Origin of the sequence: Nocardioides sp. T2.26MG-1 (genome assembly GCF_950101795.1) — a bacterium.
In the GTDB taxonomy this organism is placed as follows: domain Bacteria; phylum Actinomycetota; class Actinomycetes; order Propionibacteriales; family Nocardioidaceae; genus Nocardioides.
In genome coordinates this window covers 232,244-252,862 of record NZ_CATNLZ010000023.1, presented here as the reverse complement: position 1 = coordinate 252,862, position 20,619 = coordinate 232,244, and the positions used below count along the sequence as shown (strand labels likewise).

Annotated in this window: 17 protein-coding genes; 13 read left to right on the top strand and 4 right to left on the bottom strand. The window is 72.9% G+C overall.

The annotated features are described in order from the left end of the window. The first annotated feature begins 9 nt into the window (after positions 1–9). From QQZ14_RS13995 to QQZ14_RS13975, 5 genes are all read left to right on the top strand, one after another. Complete coding sequence (locus QQZ14_RS13995; RefSeq protein WP_284534947.1) at positions 10–645, top strand: nitroreductase family protein; 636 nt, start codon at positions 10–12, stop codon at positions 643–645. 81 nt (positions 646–726) lie between these two features. Continuing rightward, complete coding sequence (locus QQZ14_RS13990) at positions 727–2,052, top strand: M20/M25/M40 family metallo-hydrolase (protein ID WP_284534946.1); 1,326 nt, start codon at positions 727–729, stop codon at positions 2,050–2,052. After that, on the top strand, positions 2,049–3,506 hold the full coding sequence (locus QQZ14_RS13985; protein ID WP_284534945.1) for an MFS transporter: 1,458 nt from the start codon (positions 2,049–2,051) through the stop codon (positions 3,504–3,506). Before QQZ14_RS13990 ends, QQZ14_RS13985 begins: the two co-directional genes overlap by 4 nt. 27 nt (positions 3,507–3,533) lie before the next feature. Next, the gene (locus tag QQZ14_RS13980; RefSeq protein ID WP_284534944.1) at positions 3,534–4,061 is read left to right on the top strand and encodes a DnaJ family domain-containing protein; all 528 of its coding nucleotides are present in this window, start codon (positions 3,534–3,536) and stop codon (positions 4,059–4,061) included. Beyond that, positions 4,058–4,903: a 3-hydroxybutyryl-CoA dehydrogenase gene (locus QQZ14_RS13975; protein WP_284534943.1), complete on the top strand. Its 846-nt coding sequence runs from the start codon at positions 4,058–4,060 to the stop codon at positions 4,901–4,903. Before QQZ14_RS13980 ends, QQZ14_RS13975 begins: the two co-directional genes overlap by 4 nt. A gap of 3 nt (positions 4,904–4,906) precedes the next feature. Here the strand turns inward: QQZ14_RS13975 and QQZ14_RS13970 are convergent, their stop codons facing one another. Further along, positions 4,907–7,288 carry an HAD-IC family P-type ATPase gene (locus QQZ14_RS13970; RefSeq protein ID WP_284534942.1) on the bottom strand — a complete coding sequence of 794 codons (2,382 nt, stop codon included), beginning with the start codon at positions 7,286–7,288 and terminating at the stop codon, positions 4,907–4,909. A 62-nt stretch (positions 7,289–7,350) separates the two neighbouring features. Between QQZ14_RS13970 and QQZ14_RS13965 the strand changes: the two genes are divergently transcribed. The 3 genes from QQZ14_RS13965 (at position 7,351) to QQZ14_RS13955 (ending at position 9,518) form a co-directional block, all read left to right on the top strand. Next, positions 7,351–8,430, top strand: a complete 1,080-nt coding sequence (locus QQZ14_RS13965) for an HpcH/HpaI aldolase/citrate lyase family protein (protein WP_284534941.1) — start codon at positions 7,351–7,353, stop codon at positions 8,428–8,430. Then, entirely contained in the window at positions 8,430–9,308 is an 879-nt protein-coding gene (locus tag QQZ14_RS13960) for an HpcH/HpaI aldolase/citrate lyase family protein (RefSeq protein ID WP_284534940.1), read from the top strand. Before QQZ14_RS13965 ends, QQZ14_RS13960 begins: the two co-directional genes overlap by 1 nt. 81 nt (positions 9,309–9,389) lie before the next feature. Then, positions 9,390–9,518, top strand: coding sequence for a hypothetical protein (locus tag QQZ14_RS13955; protein ID WP_284534939.1), 129 nt, complete (start codon positions 9,390–9,392; stop codon positions 9,516–9,518). 118 nt (positions 9,519–9,636) lie between these two features. Here QQZ14_RS13955 and QQZ14_RS13950 read toward each other — a convergent pair whose 3' ends face one another. The 3 genes from QQZ14_RS13950 to hutH all read right to left on the bottom strand — a co-directional run bounded on the left by QQZ14_RS13950 (position 9,637) and on the right by hutH (position 14,006). Then, entirely contained in the window at positions 9,637–10,647 is a 1,011-nt protein-coding gene (locus QQZ14_RS13950) for a M48 family metallopeptidase (RefSeq protein ID WP_284534938.1), read from the bottom strand. 123 nt (positions 10,648–10,770) lie between these two features. Then, a complete protein-coding gene (hutU, locus tag QQZ14_RS13945; RefSeq protein ID WP_284534937.1) occupies positions 10,771–12,429 on the bottom strand; it encodes a urocanate hydratase in 1,659 nt (552 codons plus the stop codon). Then, the gene (hutH, locus tag QQZ14_RS13940) at positions 12,426–14,006 is read right to left on the bottom strand and encodes a histidine ammonia-lyase (protein ID WP_284534936.1); all 1,581 of its coding nucleotides are present in this window, start codon (positions 14,004–14,006) and stop codon (positions 12,426–12,428) included. Before hutH ends, hutU begins: the two co-directional genes overlap by 4 nt. A 311-nt stretch (positions 14,007–14,317) precedes the next feature. Between hutH and QQZ14_RS13935 the strand changes: the two genes are divergently transcribed. The 5 genes from QQZ14_RS13935 (at position 14,318) to QQZ14_RS13915 (ending at position 20,580) form a co-directional block, all read left to right on the top strand. Beyond that, positions 14,318–15,592 (top strand): choice-of-anchor P family protein, encoded by a 1,275-nt coding sequence (locus QQZ14_RS13935; protein WP_284534935.1) that lies wholly within the window; start codon positions 14,318–14,320, stop codon positions 15,590–15,592. Positions 15,593–15,673: 81 nt separating this feature from the next. Beyond that, positions 15,674–16,867, top strand: a complete 1,194-nt coding sequence (locus QQZ14_RS13930) for an MFS transporter (RefSeq protein WP_284534934.1) — start codon at positions 15,674–15,676, stop codon at positions 16,865–16,867. An 84-nt stretch (positions 16,868–16,951) separates the two neighbouring features. Beyond that, positions 16,952–17,320 (top strand): hypothetical protein, encoded by a 369-nt coding sequence (locus QQZ14_RS13925; RefSeq protein ID WP_284534933.1) that lies wholly within the window; start codon positions 16,952–16,954, stop codon positions 17,318–17,320. A 10-nt stretch (positions 17,321–17,330) separates the two neighbouring features. After that, the gene (locus QQZ14_RS13920) at positions 17,331–18,098 is read left to right on the top strand and encodes an IclR family transcriptional regulator (RefSeq protein ID WP_284534932.1); all 768 of its coding nucleotides are present in this window, start codon (positions 17,331–17,333) and stop codon (positions 18,096–18,098) included. 52 nt (positions 18,099–18,150) lie between these two features. Next, on the top strand, positions 18,151–20,580 hold the full coding sequence (locus QQZ14_RS13915; protein ID WP_284534931.1) for a hypothetical protein: 2,430 nt from the start codon (positions 18,151–18,153) through the stop codon (positions 20,578–20,580). Positions 20,581–20,619 lie beyond the last annotated feature (39 nt).

Below are 20,619 nucleotides of genomic sequence, written 5' to 3'. Positions count from 1 at the left end.
GTTCGCTCCATGGAGTTCCAGGACGTCGTACGACGCCGCCGCATGGTCCGCAACTACGCGACCGATCCCGTCGACCCGGCGGTCGTCGACCGCGCGCTGCGCAACGCCACCCGCGCCCCGAACGCCGGGTTCAGCCAGGGCTGGGCGTTCCTCGTGCTCGACACCACGGCGGACGTCCGCACCTTCTGGGAGGCGACCGCCGACGACATCGAGCACCCGGACGAGTGGCTGACCGGCATGATGCGCGCGCCCGTGGTGATCCTGCCGTGCTCGAGCAAGGCGGCCTACCTGCGCCGCTATGCCGAGCCCGACAAGGGCTGGACCGACCAGGACGAGGCGCGCTGGCCCAAGCCGTTCTGGGACATGGACACCGCGATGGCGAGCCTGCTGATCCTGCAGACGGCGACCGACGCGGGCCTCGCGTCCTGCTTCATCGGCGTCCCGCCCGAGCGCGACGCGGCGGTGCGGGACGCGTTCGCCATCCCCGACGACTTCGACCCCGTCGGCGTGATCACGATCGGCCACCACCCGGCCGACCCGGGCGACCAGGGGGCCGCCGGGTCGCCGTCGCGGCGGCGCCGCAAGCCGGTCGAGGACGTCGTGCATCGCGGACGGTGGGGGCACGGGGCCAGTCCATCGGCGTGAGCCCCCGCGGTCAACGACCGCAGCCCCTCCCTTCGTCTCGCATCCGAGACGTACGGCGCTGCGAGCACTAGCCTCCCCCGGGTGACCCATCGTGCCGTCGGCAAGCTGCAGGCCCTGGTCCGCATCCCGACGGTGTCGGACCGGGACCCGGCGCTGGTCGACGCGGCCGTGTTCGACGAGCTGCTGGCCGAGCTCGCGGCCCAGTTCCCGCTGCTGCACGAGCGCCTCGAGCCGACCCGCGTCGACACCCACGGCCTGCTGTTCCGCTGGCCCGGCCGCAGCGACGCCCGGCCGGTCGTGCTGATGGCCCACCTCGACGTCGTACCGGTCGAGGCGGACGCCCCCTGGCAGCACCCGCCGTTCGGCGCCGAGATCCACGACGGCGCGATCTGGGGGCGCGGCACCCTCGACGACAAGGGCGCACTGGTCGGCATCTGCGAGGCGGTCGAGACACTGCTCGAGCGCGGGTTCGTGCCGGCCCAGGACGTGTGGCTGTCCTTCGGCTGCAACGAGGAGGTCTCGGGTACGGCGGCACGGCTCGCCGTCGTCGAGCTGGAGGCCCGCGGGGTGCGCCCCTGGGTCGTCGTCGACGAGGGCGGCGCGGTCGCCTCGGAGGCGTTCCCCGGGGTCGGCGCCCCGATCGGCGTGGTCGGCGTGACCGAGAAGGGCGTCACCTCGATCGAGCTGCGCGTCGAGGGCCGCGGCGGGCACGCGTCCACCCCGGCGCGGATGGGGCCGACCGCGCGGCTGGCCCGGGCGATCACCCGGCTCGACCGCGCGCCGATGCCGGCGAGCGTGCCCGAGCCGACCGTGGAGCTGTTCCGCCGGATGGCCCCGCACGCCATGCTCGCGCTGCGCCCGCTGCTCGCGAACGCGGCCCGCCTGCGCCCGGTCCTCACCCGCGCCCTGGTCGCCGCCGGCCCGGAGCCGGCGGCGATGACCCGGACGACGTTCGCGGTGACCACGCTCTCGGGCTCGCCCGCGCTCAACGTCATCGCCAGCACCGCCAAGGCCGGGGTCAACATCCGGATCATGGTCGGCGACACCGTCGCCGGGGTGCTCGAGCACGTGCGCCGCACGATCGATGACGACCAGGTCCGGGTCGACGTCGTCGAGCAGAACGAGCCGAGCCCGGTCTCCCCGGTCGACGACGACGCGTTCCGGCTCCTCGAGGCCACGATCGTCGAGGTGTTCCCGGACACCGTGCCCGCGCCGTACGTGATGATGGCGGCCACCGACTCGCGGTTCTTCACCGCCATCTGCCCACGGGTCTACCGCTTCGCGCCGTTCCGGATGACCAAGGCGCAGCGCGAGTCGATCCACTCCTACGACGAGCACCTCGGGATCGACGCCCTCGTCGACGGCGTGCGCTGGTACCAGCGCCTCATCGAGAGGATCCCCGGATGACCACCGACGCCCGGCCCCGGCACTCCCCCCAACGCGGGCTGTTCGCGATCGTCGGGTTCCTGGTCTGCGTCGAGCTCGCCAGCGGCATCCTGCAGGGCTACTACACGCCGATCTTCAGCGACATCGCCGACCACCTCGAGATCGCCGACGCGGACGTCAACTGGTTCGAGGCGGCACAGCTGATCGTGGCCGCGCTGGTGGTGCCGCCACTGGCCCGGCTCGGCGACCTGGTCGGCCACAAGAGGGTGCTGCTGCTCTCGACGGCGGCGACCGCGGTCGGCTCGTGGATCCTGGCGTTCGCACCATCGTTCTCCACCTTCCTGGTCGGTGCCGCACTGCAAGGGGCGTACGTCGTGTGGCTGCCCCTCGAGGTCGCGATCATCTTCCGCCGCACCGCCGACACCGGCCGGCAGAACCAGCTGACCCGCCGGTCCGCGGCGATCCTCGTCGGCGCGCTCGAGCTGGCCGTGATCATCGGCGCGCTGACCAGCGGCGCGCTGGTCGGGGCCACCTCGATGACCGTGCTGCTGGCGCTGCCGGCGGTCGCGGTGACCGCGTGCTTCGTGGTGATCTGGCTCGGCATCGAGGACCTGCCCGGCACCGGCACCGGCGGGCTCGACCTCGGCGGCCTCGGCCTGATCACGACCGCGGTCGGCCTGGTGATGGCGGGCCTGATCGTGGTCCGGGTCGACGGGGTCGGCAGCGTGCTCGCGTGGACGCTGGTCGTGCTCGGCCTGGTGGCGCTGGCGCCGTTCGTGCGCTTCGAGCTGGCGCAGGCCGAGCCGCTGATCGACGTACGCCTGCTGCGCGAGCCGGGGCAGTGGCCGGTGCAGCTCACGGCGTTCCTGTTCGGCATGTCCGTGCTCGGCGCACAGATCCCGCTGTCGACGTTCGCGCGCACCGACCCCGACGTCGCCGGCTACGGGCTGGGCGCGGGCGCCGGGTTCGTGTCGACGCTGATCGGCCTCTACGTGATCTTCCTGGCGATCGGCGCGTTCACGCTGCCGCTCACGACACGGGCGCTGGGCGCCCGCGGTGCGCTGGTGTTCTCGTCGCTGCTGGTCGCGACCGGCTACGCGCTGTGGCTGCCGTTCCACGACGCCACCTGGCAGGCCCTGGTCAACATGGCGGTCGCCGGCCTCGGGTCGGGTGCGCTGGTCGCGGCGCTGCCCGCGACCGCCGCGGCCGCCGCACCCCCGGAGCGCACCGGCTTCGCGACCGGGATGACCAACGCCACCAAGACCGTGGGCGGCGCGATCGCTTCCGCGGTGTTCGCGATCGCGCTCTCGGCGACCGGCACCATCGACGACCCGACCGAGGGCCACGCCCCGCTGGCGGGCTACCTCACCGTGTGGTCGGTGTGCGCCCTCGCCGCCGTGGCCGCGGCCGTCGCGCTGCTGGCGATGCCGCGGGTGGTCGCGGAGGACCGGGAGCCGGTTCCAGCCGCCGATTAGTCTGGGCCGGGCAGGAGGTGATGCCCGATGCCCGACGAGCACGACCCGGACCGGAAGGCCGAGCGCGCGGCCGCCCGCGCCCGGATCGAGCAGCAGCACACCTGGGTGGACCTGCAGATCCGCCAGGCCATGGAGCGCGGCGACTTCGAGAACCTGCCCGGCACCGGCAAGCCGATCGAGGGTCTCGGCGAGCAGCACGACCCGGACTGGTGGCTGAAGCGGCTCGTCGAGCGCGAGCGGATCACCGTGCTGCCGCTGAGCGTCGCGCTGCGCAAGGAGGACGCCGAGCTCGACGCGGAGCTCGACAGGTACGCCGTCGAGTCGGAGGTGCGGCGGCATGTCGAGGACTTCAACGAGCGGGTGATCCGGGCCCGCTACTCGCTCTCCCCCGGGCCGCCGCTGGTGACGATGCCCCGCGACGTCGACGCCACGGTCGCCGCGTGGCACCAGCGGCGCGCGGCGCGCCGTACCGCCCGGACGGCACCCGCCGCACCGCCGCCGCGGCGGCACTGGTGGAATCGACGGACGAAGCGGTCCGGAGGAGGAGCAGGGTGAAGAACGTCGGAGTGGTCGGTGGCGGCCTGATGGGCTCGGGCATCGCGGAGGTCAGCGCCCGCGCCGGCCAGGACGTGGTGGTCGTGGAGTCGGGCGACGAGGCGGCCAAGGCCGCGCTGGGCCGGCTCGAGCGGTCGCTGCAGCGTGCCGAGACCAAGGGCAAGATCGAGTCGGCGACCGCGGTGCTCGACCGGATCCGGGTCGTGACCGACCTCGACGCGATGGCCGACCGCGAGGTCGTCGTCGAGGCGATCGTCGAGGACGAGGCCGCGAAGGTCGCACTGTTCCGCTCGCTCGACGCGATCGTCGAGGCGCCGGACGCGATCCTGGCGTCCAACACCTCCTCGATCCCGATCATGAAGCTCGGCGTCGTCACGTCGCGGCCCACCCAGGTCATCGGCGTGCACTTCTTCAACCCTGTGCCGGTGCTGCAGCTCGTCGAGCTGGTGCCGTCGCTGCTGACCTCGGCCGAGACCACCGAGCGGTCGCGGGCGTGGGTCGAGGGGTCGCTGGGCAAGAAGGCGATCGACTGCCAGGACCGCGCCGGCTTCGTGGTCAACGCGCTGCTGATCCCGTTCATCCTCTCCGCGATCCGGATGTACGAGTCGGGCTTCGCGTCCGCCGAGGACATCGACCGCGGGCTGGTGCTGGGCGCCGCGCACCCGCAGGGACCGCTCGCCCTGGCCGACCTGATCGGCCTGGACACCACCAAGGCGGTCGCGGAGTCGCTGTACGAGGAGTTCAAGGAGCCGCTGTACGCCGCGCCCCCGCTGCTGCAGCGGATGGTCGACGCCGGGCTGCTCGGACGCAAGACCGGCCGGGGCTTCTACACCTACGGCTGACCCTCAGGTGCCCGCGGCCCGCCGCATGTCCGGCGCCGTCCGGTAGACGACCTCGACGGCGGCCGCACCGACCGCGCCGACGCCGAGGGACAGCAGCACGACCTGCGGCGACGCCGCGAACTGGAAGAACTCCCGCGCGGACGGCAGCACGAAGGCGAGCGCCGCCAGCCCCACGCACGACGCGACCAGCGCGACCTTCCACGGCCGGAACGGTCGCGCCAGCACCGCCAGGATCCAGAACGACGTCACCAACAGCGCGAGGGTCGCGCCGGTCGAGGGCTCCCAGCAGGCCCCGTCGCCACCGAGGGCACCCGCGCTGACGCAGGCCCTCGCCGACGGCTCGTCGAAGAGCCACCGCGCCAGCAGGTACGACGTCACCACGACCAGGCCGGACACCGCTCCCGCCGGGACGGCGAAGCGCAGCACCCGGGGGAGGAAGCCGGGCACGTAACGGCGGCGGTTGGGGCCGAGCGCGAGGAAGAACGCCGGGATCCCGATCGTGGTCGCCGAGACCAGCGTGAGGTGGCGCGGGAGGAACGGGAACGGCAGCGTGAAGGCCGCGGCGGTCAGGATCGCGATCAGGCTCATCACGTTCTTGGCGACGAACAGGTTGGCGACCCGCTCGACGTTCCCGATCACGCGGCGCCCCTCGGCGAGCACCGACGGCAGGTGCGAGAACCGGCCGTCGAGCAGCACCAGCTGGGCCACGGCCTTGGTCGCCTGGGCGCCGCTGCCCATCGCGACGCCGATGTCGGCGTCCTTGAGGGCGAGCGCGTCGTTGACGCCGTCCCCGGTCATCACGACGACGTGGCCGTCGCGCTGCAGCGCCTGTACCAGGGCCCGCTTCTGCTCCGGCGTCACCCGGCCCAGGACCGTGACCCGCTCGACGACCTCCCGGAGCTCGTCCGGGTCGGTGCCGAGGGTCCGGGCGTCGACGACCGCCTCGGGGCCGACCACGAGCCCGACGCGTCGGGCGATCGCGGCGACCGTGGTCGGGTTGTCGCCCGAGATCACCTTGATCCGCACGTCCTGCTCGGCGAAGAACTGCAACGTCTCGGCCGCGTCCGGGCGCACCTGCTCGGTCAGCGTCACCAGCGCCACGCACCGGGCGTCGTCGGGCAGCCCGTCCTGGCCGTCCGCCGTTCCGTGGAGCAGCGCGAGCACCCGGCGGCCGCTCGCCGCCAGCTCCGCGACCCGGTCGCGCAGCGGGTCGCCGTCGGGCAGGAGCATCTCCGGCGCCCCGAGGACGAAGGCGCCTCGCCCCTCGAACGTCGCGGCGCTCCACTTGCGGGCCGAGCTGAACGGCGCCGTCGACGTGCGCACCCAGCCGGCCGGCGCCGGCAGGGCCCCGGCCACCGCCTGCAGGGTGCTGTTGGCGTTGGGGTCGTCGGCGAAGGCGCCCAGCGCCTCGCCCAACGCGGCCTCGCCGAGGTCTGCGGTCGGCTCGCAGCGCTCGTACGCGATCTCGCCGGTGGTCAGCGTGCCCGTCTTGTCCAGGCAGACCACGTCGACCCGGGCCAGCCCCTCCACAGCGGGCAGCTCCTGCACCAGCACCTGCTGCCGGGTCAGCGAGACGGCGGCGAGCAGGAACGCGACCGAGGTCAGCAGGACCAGCCCCTCGGGCACCAGCCCGACCAGGCCGCCGGTGGAGCGGATCAGGACCTCCTGCCAGCCCTGGTCGCCGACGACCCGCGCCTGGGACCACAGCTGCAGTGGCAGCGCGACCACGATGATCCAGGTGATGTAGGTGAGGAGCCGGTTGACCGAGCGCTGGATCTCGGAGGAGGTGCGGGTGAACTTCCGGGCCTCGGCGGCGATCCCGTTCGCGTAGGCCGACGGCCCGACGGCCGCCGCCACGAACCGCCCGGTCCCCGCGACGACGGCCGTGCCCGACCGCACCTCGTCGCCGACGTCCTTCGCCACGGCGTCGGCCTCGCCGGTGAGGTTCGACTCGTCGACCTCGAGGCCGTCCTCGGAGACGAGGTCGCCGTCGGCCGGCACCTGGTCGCCGGTCCGCAGCTCGACCAGGTCGTCCAGGACGATGGCGGAGGTCGGCACCGTCACGAGCACGCCGTCTCGGACCACTCGGCTGGTCGGCGCATGCATCAGCGCGAGCCGGTCCAGCTTCCGCTTGGCGAGGTACTCCTGCACGATCCCGATCCCGGAGTTGATGACGAGCACCAGCCCGAAGAGGCCGTCGGCGAAGGAGCCGGTGACCAGGATCAGGACGAAGAGGGCGCCCAGGATCGCGTTGAAGCGGGTGAAGACGTTCGCGCGGACGATGGTCCACAGCGGCCGGGACGACCGGTTGTCGGCGGCGTTGGTCTCGCCACGGGCACAGCGCGCCTCGACCTCGGCCGAGGACAGCCCCTGCCGCGCCTCCACGCTCACCACTCTGTCAGATCGGTCATACCCCTGGGCGGCGGTGCGCTGCTACGTTCCGGCCCATGCGCTCCGCCAAGGACTTCTTCCGACCCCTCGCGGTCGGGGCCCCGACGCCCCTGACCGAGATCCCGGCCCGGCCGAGCCGGGCCATCCACTTCTTCGACCCGAGCAACCCCAAGATGGCGGCCAAGGTCCCCGACCTGGTCGGCAAGGTCGACGTGCTGCTCGGCAACCTCGAGGACGCGATCAAGGCCGACAACAAGGAGGCGGCGCGCGACGGCCTGGTCGACATCGCGCAGAAGACGGACTTCGGGCCGACCCAGCTGTGGACCCGGATCAACTCCCTCGACAGCCCCTGGGTGCTCGACGACCTCACCACGCTGGTGCCCGCGATCGGCGACAAGCTCGACGTGATCATGGTCCCCAAGGTGCAGGGCGCCGAGGACATCCAGTACGTCGACCGGCTGCTCGCCCAGCTCGAGGCCAAGGCCGGGCTCGACCGCCCGATCCTCGTGCACGCGATCCTCGAGACCGCCCGCGGCGTCGCGAACGTCGAGGAGATCTGCGCCGCCAGCCCGCGCATGCAGGGCCTGAGCCTCGGCCCGGCCGACCTCGCCGCCGACCGGCGGATGAAGACCACCCGTGTCGGCGGCGGCCACCCCGGCTACCTGGTGCGCCAGGACCCACCCAAGAACGACGTCGGCGTCCCGGACGTCGAGGCGAAGCGCACGACGTACCAGCAGGACCTGTGGCACTACACGATCGCCCGGATGGTCGACGCGTGCGCGATGAACGGGATCTACCCCTACTACGGCCCGTTCGGCGACATCGCCGACACCGTGGCGTGCGAGGACCAGTTCCGCAACGCGTTCCTGCTCGGCTGCGTCGGCACCTGGAGCCTGCACCCCAAGCAGATCGCGATCGCCAACCGGGTCTTCAGCCCCAGCGTCGAGGACGTCGCCCACGCCCGCCGGGTGGCGGCCGCGATGGGCGACGGCACCGGCGCGGTGATGCTCGACGGCAAGATGGAGGACGACGCCTCGCTCAAGCAGTGCCTGGTGATGGTCGAGCTCGCCGAGCAGCTCGCCGCGATCGACCCCGAGCTGAAGAAGGCGTACGACGCCATCGAGGTGGACGCCTGATGAGCGATTTCACCCCGCTGCGCAGCGTGCTCTACATGCCCAGCTCCAACGAGCGGGCGCTGGAGAAGGCCAAGACGATCGCCTGCGACGGACTGATCCTCGACCTCGAGGACGCCGTGGCTCCCGACGCCAAGCCGGCCGCCCGCGAGGCCGCCTGCGCCGCCGCGGCGAGCGGCGAGTACGGCCGGCGTACCCTCACGATCCGGGTCAACGGCATCGGCACCGAGTGGCACGAGGCCGACCTCGAGGCCGCCGCCCAGGCGGGCCCGCGCGCGGTCGTCGTACCCAAGGTCAGCAGCGCCGCCGAGGTGGCGCAGCTCGTCGACGCGCTCGAGCGGTACGGCGCGCCCGACCACACCACGCTCTGGGCGATGATCGAGACGCCGGTCGCGATCCTCGACGCGCTCGCGATCGCCCGGGCGTCCGAGCGGCTCAGCACGTTCGTGATGGGCACCAACGACCTGGTCAAGGAGCTGTACGCCGAGCACGTGCCCGGCCGGGCGCCGATCCTGCCCAGCCTGCACACCGCGCTGCTCGCCGCTCGCGCCGCGGGCATCGCGATCCTCGACGGCGTCTACAACGACGTGAAGAACGCCGACGGCTTCCTCGCCGAGTGCCGGCAGGGCCGCGAGATGGGCTTCGACGGCAAGACGCTGATCCACCCCGGCCAGGTCGAGGGCGCGAACGAGGCGTTCGCACCCAGCGAGCAGGCGGTCGCCGATGCCGAGGGCCTGATCCAGGCCTGGGAGGACGCTCAGTCGGATTCGGGGGAAGGTTCGGGCGTCGTCACCTACAACGGCCGGATGGTGGAGAACCTCCACGTCGAGTCCGCCCGCCGCACGCTCGACATCCACCGGGCGATCCAGTCCCTGGGGTGACCGGAGGTTTGCGCCGCACCACCCCTGGGGTACTGCCGGTTGGGGGTACTCAAGGGAGGTAAGAAAATGATCATTCTTGGCTTGATCCTGCTCATCATCGGCCTGGTAGCCAGCATTCCGATCCTGACGACGATCGGGCTGATCCTGCTCGTCGTGGGACTGATCCTGAACCTCGTGCCGATCGGCGGCACCCGCCGCAGGGTCTTCTAGCGCCACACGGTTCGACAGTCGAGGCCCCGGGACGCACCGTCCCGGGGCCTCGCTCCGTCCGTGTCGCCGTCTGGGCCGCCGTCTGGGCCGCCGTCTGGGCCGCCGTCGGGGCGGCCGGTCAGTCGTCCCCGCGGCGCAGCTGCTCGTCGAGCCACAGCTTGACGCTGCCGAGCACGCCGGCCACGTCGTGGACCAGCTTGCCGACCGCGTCCTGACTCTGCCGGAACGTGTCGGAGTAGCTGCGCGCCGCGGCCTTCGCCGCCTCGGACACTCCGGCTTCGGCGTCGTCCTGGCGGCGGGGGTACTCGCCCGCGAGGATCCGCGTGTACTCGCCGGAGTCGACCCAGCGGCGCAGCTCGGTGGCCCGGACCACGAGGAACGGGTGGGAGCGATTCTCGACCAGCAGCATCTTCAGGACCGAGTCGCGCAGGTCGGCGTCGTCGTACTCCTGGCCCTGCGCGAAGAACGAGGTCGCGTCGAGGTCGTCGAGGTGGCCGCCGCTGGCGAGCTTCATGTGCACCCGGAACGCGGTGGCGGGGTCCTGGGTCGCGAGGAGCCCGGCGCGATCGGCGGAGAGCTCGGCCTTGCGGGACCACTCGTACAGCGCCGCCATGATCGCCCGGAAGCCGAGGCCGCCGACCGGCACGCTGCTCAGCACGCCGGTGAGCTGGATCAGTCGCTGCAGCAGGGTCTGGTAGACCGCGTGGCCGCTCATCGCATGGCCGAGCTCGTGGGCGATCACGAACCGCAGCTCGTCGGTGTCGAGCAGGTCGACCAGGCCGGAGTTGAGCACGATGAACGGCTTGTTCATGCCGATCGTGAGGGCACCCGGGACCGGGTTGGCCACGACGTACATCTCGGGCAGCTCGGGCGCGTCGAGCGTGCGCCCGACCTCGCCGAGCAGCCCGTGCAGCCGGGTGAACTGGCGCTCGTCGACGCGGACGGCGGAGCCGAGGAAGACCAGTCGCACCGCGCGCTCGTTGAAGAGGCCGGAGATCGCCTTGAGCAGGGTGTCGAAGCCCTTGAGCTTGCGCAGCGCGACCAGCGCTCCGCGGTCGGCGGGGTGCTCCCAGGCGCGGGAGCTGATGTCGGTGAGGGTGGCGCGGGACCGAGCCGGCTGGGTCGTCACGAGACCACTCTGGCACGGTCGGTGTCGCCAGGCTGGGCTACTGGTCAGCCTCTTCTTCCGCCTGTCGGCCGTTGCAACCGCCGACAAGCGCCAGGATCCCCGGTGAACCGGGGATCCTCCGCCTCAGCCCTCGGACATCGGGATGCGGACGCCCCGCTCCCGGGCCACCTCGACGGCGCGCTCGTAGCCCGCGTCGACATGTCGGATCACGCCCATGCCGGGGTCGTTGGTGAGCACCCGCTCGATCTTCTCGGCCGCCAGTGGCGTGCCATCCGCGACACAGACCTGGCCGGCGTGCAGCGAGCGGCCCATGCCGACTCCGCCGCCGTGGTGGAAGGACACCCAGGTCGCGCCCGAGGCGGTGTTGACCAGCGCGTTGAGGACCGCCCAGTCCGCGATCGCGTCGGAGCCGTCGAGCATCCCCTCGGTCTCGCGGTACGGCGAGGCCACGGACCCGCAGTCGAGGTGGTCGCGGCCGATCACGATCGGCGCCTTCAGCTCGCCGGAGGCGACCATCTCGTTGAACTTCAGACCCGCCAGGTGGCGCTCGCCGTACCCCAGCCAGCAGATCCGCGCGGGCAGCCCCTGGAACTGGACCCGCTCACCGGCCATCGTGATCCACTTGCGCAGCCGCTCGTTGTCGGGGAACAGCTCGAGGATCGCCCGATCCGTGGCGGCGATGTCGGCGGGGTCGCCGGAGAGTGCGGCCCAGCGGAACGGGCCCTTGCCCTCGCAGAACAGGGGCCGGATGTAGGCCGGCACGAAGCCGGGGAACTCGAACGCCCGGTCGTAGCCGCCCTTGCGGGCCTCGTCGCGGATCGAGTTGCCGTAGTCGAAGACCTCGGCGCCCTGGTCCTGGAGCTCGACCATCGCCCGCACGTGCACCGCCATCGACTCCCGCGCCCGCTTGGTGAAGCCGGCGGGGTCGGCCTCGCGCTCGGCCGCCCAGTCCGCGACAGCGGTCCCGACCGGCAGGTAGTAGAGCGGGTCGTGGGCCGAGGTCTGGTCGGTGACCACGTCGATGCGCACGTCGCCCTCCAGCAGCCGCGGCAGCACCTCGGCGGCGTTGCCGAGCAGGCCGATCGACAGCGGCCGGCGCTCGTCCCGGGCCTGGACGGCGAGCGCCAGCGCCTCCTCGAGCGAGGCGGCCTGGACGTCGAGGTAGCGGTGCTCGATCCGTCGCCGGATGCGCTCGGGGTCGCACTCGACGCAGATCACCACGCCGTCGTTCATCGTCACCGCGAGCGGCTGCGCGCCGCCCATGCCGCCCAGCCCGGCGGTGACGGTGATGGTCCCGGCGAGCGTGCCCCCGAACCGCTTGTCGGCCACGGCGGCGAACGTCTCGAACGTGCCCTGGAGGATGCCCTGGGTGCCGATGTAGATCCAGGAGCCCGCCGTCATCTGGCCGTACATCGTGAGGCCGAGGTCCTCGAGCCGGCGGAACTCCTCCCAGTTGGCCCAGTCGCCGACCAGGTTGGAGTTCGCGATCAGCACCCGCGGCGCCCACTCGTGCGTCCGCATCACGCCGACGGGCTTGCCCGACTGCACGAGCATGGTCTCGTCGTCGCCCAGCGTGCGCAGCGTCCGCACCAGCGCGTCGTACGCCTCCCAGGAGCGGGCGGCCTTGCCGGTGCCGCCGTACACGACGAGGTCCTCGGGGCGCTCGGCGTTGTCGGGGTCGAGGTTGTTCATCAGCATCCGAAGCGGCGCCTCGGTCTGCCAGGACCGCGCGGTCAGCTCGGTGCCACGGGCGGCATGGATGGGCAGGCGGGGGTTCGTCATCGCAGTTCTCCGATCACGGCTTCGACGGCATGCAGGACGGCGCCCGAGGCCACCAGCTCGACGGCGGCCTCGATCTCGGGCGAGAGGTGGCGGTCGGGCCCCGGACCCGCGACCCCGGAGGAGCGGAGCAGCGCGACGACGGCCGCGGTCGCCGGGGACGGCTCGAGCGGCGCTCGCAGGTCGAGGGCGCGCGCGGCGGTCAGCACCTCGATCGCCACCACCCGGGTCAGGCCGTCGACCGATCGGCGCAGCTTGCGGGCCGCGGACCAGCCCATCGACACGTGGTCCTCCTGCATCGCGCTGGAGGGGATCGAGTCGACCGAGGCGGGCACCGCGAGCCGCTTGAGCTCGGACACGATCGCCGCCTGGGTGTACTGCGCGATCATCAGCCCGCTGTCCACGCCCGGGTCGTCGGCGAGGAAGGGCGGCAGGCCGTGGTTGCGGGACTTGTCGAGGAACCGGTCGGTACGCCGTTCGCTGATCGAGGCCACGTCGGCGGCGACGATCGCGAGGAAGTCGAGGACGTAGGCGACCGGGGCACCGTGGAAGTTGCCGTTGCTCTCCACACGCCCGGGCGCGCTCTCGTCCCCGCTCTCGTCGAACATCACCACGGGGTTGTCGGCCGCCGAGGCGAGCTCGCGCTCGGCGACGGTCGCGGCGTGCTCGACGGTGTCGCGGGCCGCGCCGTGGACCTGGGGCGAGCAGCGCAACGAGTAGGCGTCCTGCACCCGGTTGCAGTCGGGCCCGCGGTGCGACGCGACGATGCCGGAGTCGCGCAGCAGCGTGACCAGGTTGGCCGCCGAGAGCGCCTGGCCCGGGTGCGGGCGGATCGCCTGCAGCTCGGGTGCGAACACGCGGTCGGTGCCGAGCTGCCCCTCGACCGACATGGCGGCGGCCACGTCCGCGGTGCGCAGCAGCATCCGCAGGTCCTCGATCGCGAGCACCAGCATCCCGAGCATGCCGTCGGTGCCGTTGATCAGCGCGAGGCCCTCCTTCGCGGCCAGCTCGACCGGCCTCAGCCCGGCGGCGGCCAGCGCCTCGGCGGCAGGCATCAGCGTGCCGGCGGCGTCCCGGACCTCGCCCTCCCCCATCAGCGCCAGGGCGCAGTGGGCCAGCGGCGCGAGGTCGCCCGAGCAGCCGAGCGAGCCGTGCTCGCGCACCACCGGCGTGATGCCGTGCTCGAGCAGGGCGGCCAGCAGCGTCGCCGTCTCCCGGCGGATCCCGGTCCGCCCGGTCGCGAGCGTCGAGAGCCGCAGCAGCAGCAGCGCCCGCACCACCTCCCGCTCGACCTCGGGACCCGAGCCGGCGGCGTGCGAGCGGACCAGCGACCGCTGGAGCTGAGCCCGCATCTCGGTGGGGATGTGCCGGGTGGCCAGCGCACCGAACCCGGTCGAGACGCCGTACACCGGCGTCTCGGAGGCGGCCAGCGCGTCGACGACGCCGCGGGCCCGGTCGATGGCGGCCACCGCGTCGTCGGCGAGCCGCACCGCGGCTCCGTCCCGCGCGACGGCCCGGAGGTCGGCGAACGAGACCGGTCCGACACCGACACCGACCGAGGGGACTGACGCGTGATCCATCCCGCCATCCTCGCCCGGGGACCGGGCGGCCACCAGACGGTCGCCACCGACTGGAGTCCGGGATCCGAGACACCAACGCTACTCGACCGTAACCGCAGCGGCCCGGCGCCGTTGGGCCCCTGACGGCTGCCGCGGCGAGGGACGACGCGCGCTCCAGGTGGGGGCACCGGGGGCACAGCCGCCGCATCCAGGAGGGAACCATGTCTCAGCACAGCCACGCCCATCGGGGGCACGTGTCTAGACCATCTGATAGGCCCGCCTCGCAGCGGGCACCCATGACGACAACAACCGCACCGCGCGAAGGGTCCACGATGAAGCGCCGCCGTACCACCGTCCTCGCCGCCCTCGCCACCGGCGCACTCGTCGCGTCGCTGGGCCTCATCGCGCCTGCGTCGGGAGCACCGGCCCCGGCGGGTGCGAGCCGCACCAGCGCCAAGGCCCGCAGCGACATCGCCCTCAAGGCGAGCGCCTACGGCACCCGGCTGACGGGTGGACAGGTCCCCGCCGGGTCGGGGATGACCGCGTTCTCGGTGATCAGCTGCTCGGTCACGCCCGGCATCGAGCGGACCAACGAGGTCGTCACCGCCAACCTGCCCAGCGCAGGCACCGTCTCCGGTGTGACCACCCGGGTGTGGACCCGCAAGTCCGGCGCCTCGCTGCACTCCTACTCGCGCAGCACCACGGCCGAGGTCGTCCTGGCCGACAGCCCGCTCGGCAAGCTGAGCATCCGCGGCGTCACCTCGCTCTCCCACGCTTGGCACAACGCCACGGGGTTCCACGCCGAGACCAGCTCGAGCATCGGCAAGATCGTGCTCACCCCGCCGGTCGGTGACCCCCAGGAGTTCGACATCCCCACGCCGGGGACGCCGATCATCGTCCCCGGGGTGGCCCAGATCAGCCTCGGTGCGTCCAACGAGAGCACCAACTCCAGCGCCGCCTCGGCGTGGGCCGCGGCCCTGCGGGTGAAGGTGCTCGCCACCGGCACCGACCTGGTCGTCGCCCGCAGCAAGGCCGTGGCGGTCTCCGGTGTGAAGCACGGTCGCTTCGGCGGCTACTCCGCCGGCACCGAGGCCGAGGTCCTCGGCGGCGTGCTCACCAGCGGTCGCAACCCGCTCTCGATCATGCCCTGCCAGGGCACCAAGGGGCAGCCCCTGACCCGCTCCGACGCTCACGTCGACCTCGGCGGCGGCCTCGTGGTCGACGCGGTGAGCTCGAGCCAGTGGGGCAAGCGCTACGACCGGCGCAGCAAGGCCTGGGAGCGCGGCTCCGTGGCCGGCATCAACCTCGGCGACGGCGCCCTGAAGATCGACGCGGTGGTCGGCAAGGCCACGGTGATCCGCAAGGCCGGAGGCGGGATCGTCCGCAGCGCCGCGGGGACCTCGATCGGGACGATCACCGCCAACGGTGAGCCGCAGGACATCCCGATCGACCAGACGATCGAGATCCCGGGCGTTGCCAAGCTCGAGCCGAAGGTCGTCCAGAGGCTCGCCGCCGGTCTCAAGGTGATCGCCCTGAGGATCACCCTCCTCGACGGATCGGGCGCGGTCATCGACCTCGGCGTCGCGAAGACCACGATCCGCCGCTGACGGGCCACTGACGGGTTCGTCACTGCCCGACCAGCAAGACACGGCGTCGTACGTCGTGCCGCGAAGCGTTCACTTGGGGCCATGACCCTGACCGCGCAGCGGCACGACGTCGGCGCCGTCCGTCGTTGGTCCATGCTCGGCGCCAGCACGCTCGCGCAGGCCGCGGGCGCGGTGATGGTCCACGGACCCGCGTTCCTGATCCCGGCCCTCCACGACCGCGAGGGGATGAGCCTGGCCCGGGCGGGCCTGGTGGCCGCGTCGCCGACGCTCGGCGTGATGATCTCGCTCGTCGCCTGGGGAGCGGTCACCGACCGCCGTGGCGAGCGGTTCGTCCTGCTCACCGGCCTGGGCGCGACCGTGGCCGCCGGCGTCGCCGGCGCCGTCACCGGCGGTACGGCGCTGCTCGCCCTGGCGCTGTTCCTCGCCGGCGCGAGCGCCGCGAGCACCAACGCGGCCAGCGGCCGGCTGGTGGTCGGCTGGTTCCCGCCCGAACGGCGCGGCCTGGCGATGGGGATCCGCCAGATGGCCCAGCCGGTCGGGGTCGGGGTCGCGGCGATCTCGGTCGCGGTGGTCGCCGACACGGCCGGCGTGCACGCCGCCCTCTGGGTGCCCACCGCCGCCTGCGCGCTCGCAGCCGCGGTGGTCGCGCTCGTGGTCGTCGACCCGCCCCGGCCGGAGCGGCACGCCACGGCGGTCGCGAACCCCTACCGGGAGGACTCCTACCTCGGTCGGATCCACGGGGTCTCGGTGCTCCTGGTGGTTCCCCAGTTCGTGGTGTGGACCTTCGCGCTGGCCTGGCTGGTGCAGGAGCGCGACTGGTCTCCGGCGGCCGCCGGGACCGTCGTCGCGATCGCGCAGGTGGCGGGCGCTCTCGGCCGGATCGCGGTCGGTCACCTCTCCGACGTGGTCGGCGGCCGGATGCGGCCGCTGCGCTGGGTGGCGCTCGCCGCCGCGGCCACGATGGGGCTGCTCGGGCTGGCCGCCGCCCTCGACCTCGGGGTGGCGGTGCTGCTCATGGTGGTGGCGACCATGGTCACGGTCGCGGACAACGGCCTGGCGTTCACCGCGGTCGCCGAGCGCGCGGGACCGTTCTGGTCCGGCCGGGCGCTCGGCGTGCAGAACACCGCACAGTTCCTCGCGGCGTCCGCCGTACCCCCGCTCGTCGGGCTCGTGGTGACCGGATGGGGGTACGCCGCGGCGTTCGGGCTGGCCGCGCTGTTCCCGGTCCTGGCCGCGCCGCTGGTGCCGGTCCGTGAGGAGCGTGAGCTCTCCTGACCCACCGACCTCTGGTCGGCGCGGGGACTGATCCGGCGCCGATGGGGTACGGACTCCCGGGGGTTACACAACCAGGGAGGACCCATGAAGACCGTCATCGTCATCGTCGTGGTGCTGGTGCTGCTCGCCGTCGCCGTCGCCGCGTACCTGATGAGCAAGCGCCGCACCGAGGAGCGCCGTCAGCACGCCGAGCACCTGCGCCGCGAGGCTGACGCCAAGCGGACCGAGGTGGACCTCGAGCGTCGCCGGGCCGCCGAGGCCGAGGCCCGCGCCGAGGTCGCCCGCGCGGAGGCCGAGCAGGCCGAGCAGCGGGCCGCCGAGGCGCGCCAGGGCATGCACGTCGAGGAGGCCCGCCAGGAGGACGTGCTGCGCAAGGCCGACGCACTCGACCCGGACGTCAACCACCGGGCCGACGGCTACCAGCCGGGATCCACGGGGTCTCGCGAGGGGTAGCCTCCGCCGCATGAGCCAGGTGCCCGCAGCGACTCGAGCGCTGCGGGTGCTGCGGTTCCTCGCCGGCCAGCCCGACCCGGTCGCGCTGGACCGGATCATGCGCGCGGTCGACCTGCCGCGCAGCACGACGTACCACCTGCTGCACGCGATGATCGACGAGGGCTTCGTCGTGCACCTGCCCGAGGAGCACCGGTTCGGGCTCGGACCGGCGGCCTTCGAGCTCGGCAGCGGCTACGCCCGCCAGGAGCCGCTGCAGCGGATCGCCCGGCGCCCGCTGGCCGACCTCGTCGACCGGACCCGGCAGTCCGCACACCTCGCGATCCTGCACGGCCGCGAGGTCCTGTACGTCGTCGAGGAGCGAGCGCCCGGGCGGCCTCCACTGGTCACTGACGTCGGGGTCCGGCTGCCCGCCCACCTCACCGCGAGCGGCCGTGCCATCCTCGCGCTGCTCCCGTCGAGCCAGGTGCGGGCGCTCTACTCGGGCCCGGGCGACTTCGTCGACCGGCACGGCAGCGGCCCGCGGACGCTCAGCGCGCTGCGCCGGGTGCTCACCGACACCCGGCAGCGCGGGCATGCCGTCGAGGACGGCGAGATCACGCCCGGTCTGGCGAGCGTCGCGGTCGCGGTGCTCGACCACAACCGGCACCCCGTCGCCGCGGTCGCCGTGACCTATCCCGCCGACCCTGGCGGCTCCGGCCCGGCCGCCCTGGTCGAGGCGGTCGCGGTGACCGCCGCGCACCTGACCCGTCGCATCGGTGGCCAGCCGCACCGCGAGTGACCCCAGCGGGCACTGATCGTTGAACCGCTGCCGTCGACGTGAAGGAGCCCCGGTGAACGAGAAGAGACGCCTCCGTCAGCTGACCATGGCCGTCGTCGCCGGGGCGACGGTGGTGGCCGTCGCGGTGTCGATGGGCGGCGCCGCAGGCCTGCGGCCCGGCGGCCTGGGCCAGCGCTACACCTACGCGCAGGACGCGCTCGAAGCCCTCAAGGCCGACAAGAACGCGATCTCCCGCGCCGGCGACCTCGGCGCGATCACGCGGGACCCGACCACCGCGGCCGAGAAGGCCGAGGCCGCGGCGTACGTCGAGCGCGAGCGCGCCCTGCCCGACCCCCGCCTCACCACCGCGCCGATCACCGGCCCGCGGCTGCTGCACCCCCAGAACCGCTACGCGCTCGCGGGCGGCTGCTACACGCTCACCTCCGGCGGCGAGCCGTTCTACTTCAAGGCCACCGACCTCGGCCGCTACCTCATCTACGACACCGACCGGGCCTTCGTGTCCGCCGGTGGCGACCGTGCCGGCGACCCGAGCGCCGACACCGTGTGGCGGATCGCCACGCTGGGCGGCGGCCGCTACTCCTTCGCCAACGCGGTCGGCGCGCTCACGCTCGGCGGCGCGTCGACGTTCCGGCCGACCCGGACCACCGGCTGCGCGGCGTACCCCGAGTCCCAGATCGACATCACCGGCCGCCCGCACGCCGGTGTCACGCCGTTCCAGGAGGTCCGCGGCTACGTCGACGCCCACACGCACGGCATGGCGTTCGAGTTCCTCGGCGGCGACGCCCACTGCGGCAAGCCGTGGGACCGCTACGGCGCGCCGTACGCCCTGGTCGACTGCCCCGACCACACCGCCACCGGCGGGTACGGCGGCGTCCTCGAGTCGGTGCTCTCGGGGCGGCCGCACCACGACCCGGTCGGCTGGCCGACCTTCAAGGACTGGCCGGCGCCCGACTCGCTGACCCACGAGGGCACCTACTACCGGTGGCTGGAGCGCTCCTGGCGCGGCGGGCAGCGGCTCTTCGTGAACCTGCTGGTCGAGAACAACCAGCTCTGCCAGCTCTACCCGATCAAGCACAACTCCTGCGACGACATGGATTCGGTCCGCCTCCAGGCCAAGGACATGTACGCGATGCAGGACTACATCGACGCCCAGTTCGGCGGGCCCGGCAAGGGCTTCTACCGGATCGTCACCAACCCCTTCCAGGCGCGGAAGGTCATCAACGCCGGCAAGATGGCGGTGGTCATGGGCATCGAGACCAGCGTGCCGTTCGGCTGCACGTTCAAGGCGCTACCCGGCGGTGACGTGCCGGCCTGCGACATCGCCGGCATCGACGAGCAGCTCGACGCGGTCAAGCGCATGGGCGTGCGCCAGATGGAGCTCGTCAACAAGTTCGACAACGCGCTGTCCGGCATCGCCGGCGACAACGGCGAGGTCGGCGTCGCGGTCAACAGCGCCAACTTCCTCGAGACCGGCACGTTCTGGGACATGCGGCACTGCGAGCCGGAGATCCCCGGCGCGCACGACCACAACCAGCTCGCCGCGCCGGACATCTCCGCCGGCCAGCAGGACGCGCTGTTCGGTGCGGTGGCCGAGCTGTTCGGCACCCTCAACCTGCCCGCGCTGCCCGCCTACGGGCCCCCGGACCACTGCAACAACCGCGGCCTCACCACGCTCGGCGAGTACACGATCCGCGGCCTCGCGAAGCGGCACATGCTGTTCGACCCCGACCACATGAGCGTCAAGGCCCGGGTCGCGGCCCTCGACCAGATCGACGAGATGGGCTACCACGGGGTCCTCTCGAGCCACTCCTGGTCGACGCCCGACGCCTACCCGCGGATCTACGAGGAGGGCGGGTTCATCGCACCGTACGCCGGCGACTCGACCGGCTTCGTCGAGAAGTGGCGCACCCACGTCGGCTGGGCGGATCCGCGCTACTACTGGGGCCTCGGCTTCGGCGCGGACATCAACGGGCTGGGCGCCCAGGGCGACCCACGCGGGGCCGACGTGCCCAACCCCGTGACCTACCCGTTCACCGGCCTCGGCGGCGTTCAGGTCGGGCAGCAGCACGCCGGCGAGCGCGTCTACGACATCAACGTCGACGGCGTCGCCCAGTACGGCCTCTACCCGGACTGGATCCAGGACCTGGGCAAGGTCGCCGACGCCCAGCACACCGGGGACGGTGCCGAGATCAAGGACGACATGGCGCGCGGCGCGGAGGCCTACCTGCAGATGTGGGAGCGGGCCGAGGGCATCGCCCCCGACTCCTGCCGCAACCCAGGGCAGCGCAAGACGGTCGACCGGGTCCGCGCCCTGATCCGCCCCGGCATGACCACCCGTCAGGTCATGGAGGCGGTCGGACAGCCCTACACGCGGCTCGGCACGACGTACGGCTTCTGCGCCAGCACCGCGGCGAAGCCACGGGTGCCGATGACCGTCACGTTCACCCGCGGCGGACGGGTCACCGGGGTGCGCCAGGGCTAGCAGACCGCTGCTTGCCCTTTCGGGAGGGTCGGCGCTGCG

Bases quoted from the DNA above. Each gene is read 5' to 3' on its own strand.
- QQZ14_RS13995 (WP_284534947.1), top strand. From the start codon at position 10: ATGGAGTTCCAGGACGTCGTACGACGCCGCCGCATGGTCCGCAACTAC.
- QQZ14_RS13985 (WP_284534945.1), top strand. From the start codon at position 2,049: ATGACCACCGACGCCCGGCCCCGGCACTCCCCCCAACGCGGGCTGTTC.
- QQZ14_RS13980 (WP_284534944.1), top strand. From the start codon at position 3,534: ATGCCCGACGAGCACGACCCGGACCGGAAGGCCGAGCGCGCGGCCGCC.
- QQZ14_RS13965 (WP_284534941.1), top strand. From the start codon at position 7,351: ATGCGCTCCGCCAAGGACTTCTTCCGACCCCTCGCGGTCGGGGCCCCG.
- QQZ14_RS13960 (WP_284534940.1), top strand. From the start codon at position 8,430: ATGAGCGATTTCACCCCGCTGCGCAGCGTGCTCTACATGCCCAGCTCC.
- hutU (WP_284534937.1), bottom strand. From the start codon at position 12,429: ATGACGAACCCCCGCCTGCCCATCCATGCCGCCCGTGGCACCGAGCTG.
- hutH (WP_284534936.1), bottom strand. From the start codon at position 14,006: ATGGATCACGCGTCAGTCCCCTCGGTCGGTGTCGGTGTCGGACCGGTC.
- QQZ14_RS13935 (WP_284534935.1), top strand. From the start codon at position 14,318: ATGAAGCGCCGCCGTACCACCGTCCTCGCCGCCCTCGCCACCGGCGCA.
- QQZ14_RS13930 (WP_284534934.1), top strand. From the start codon at position 15,674: ATGACCCTGACCGCGCAGCGGCACGACGTCGGCGCCGTCCGTCGTTGG.
- QQZ14_RS13925 (WP_284534933.1), top strand. From the start codon at position 16,952: ATGAAGACCGTCATCGTCATCGTCGTGGTGCTGGTGCTGCTCGCCGTC.
- QQZ14_RS13920 (WP_284534932.1), top strand. From the start codon at position 17,331: ATGAGCCAGGTGCCCGCAGCGACTCGAGCGCTGCGGGTGCTGCGGTTC.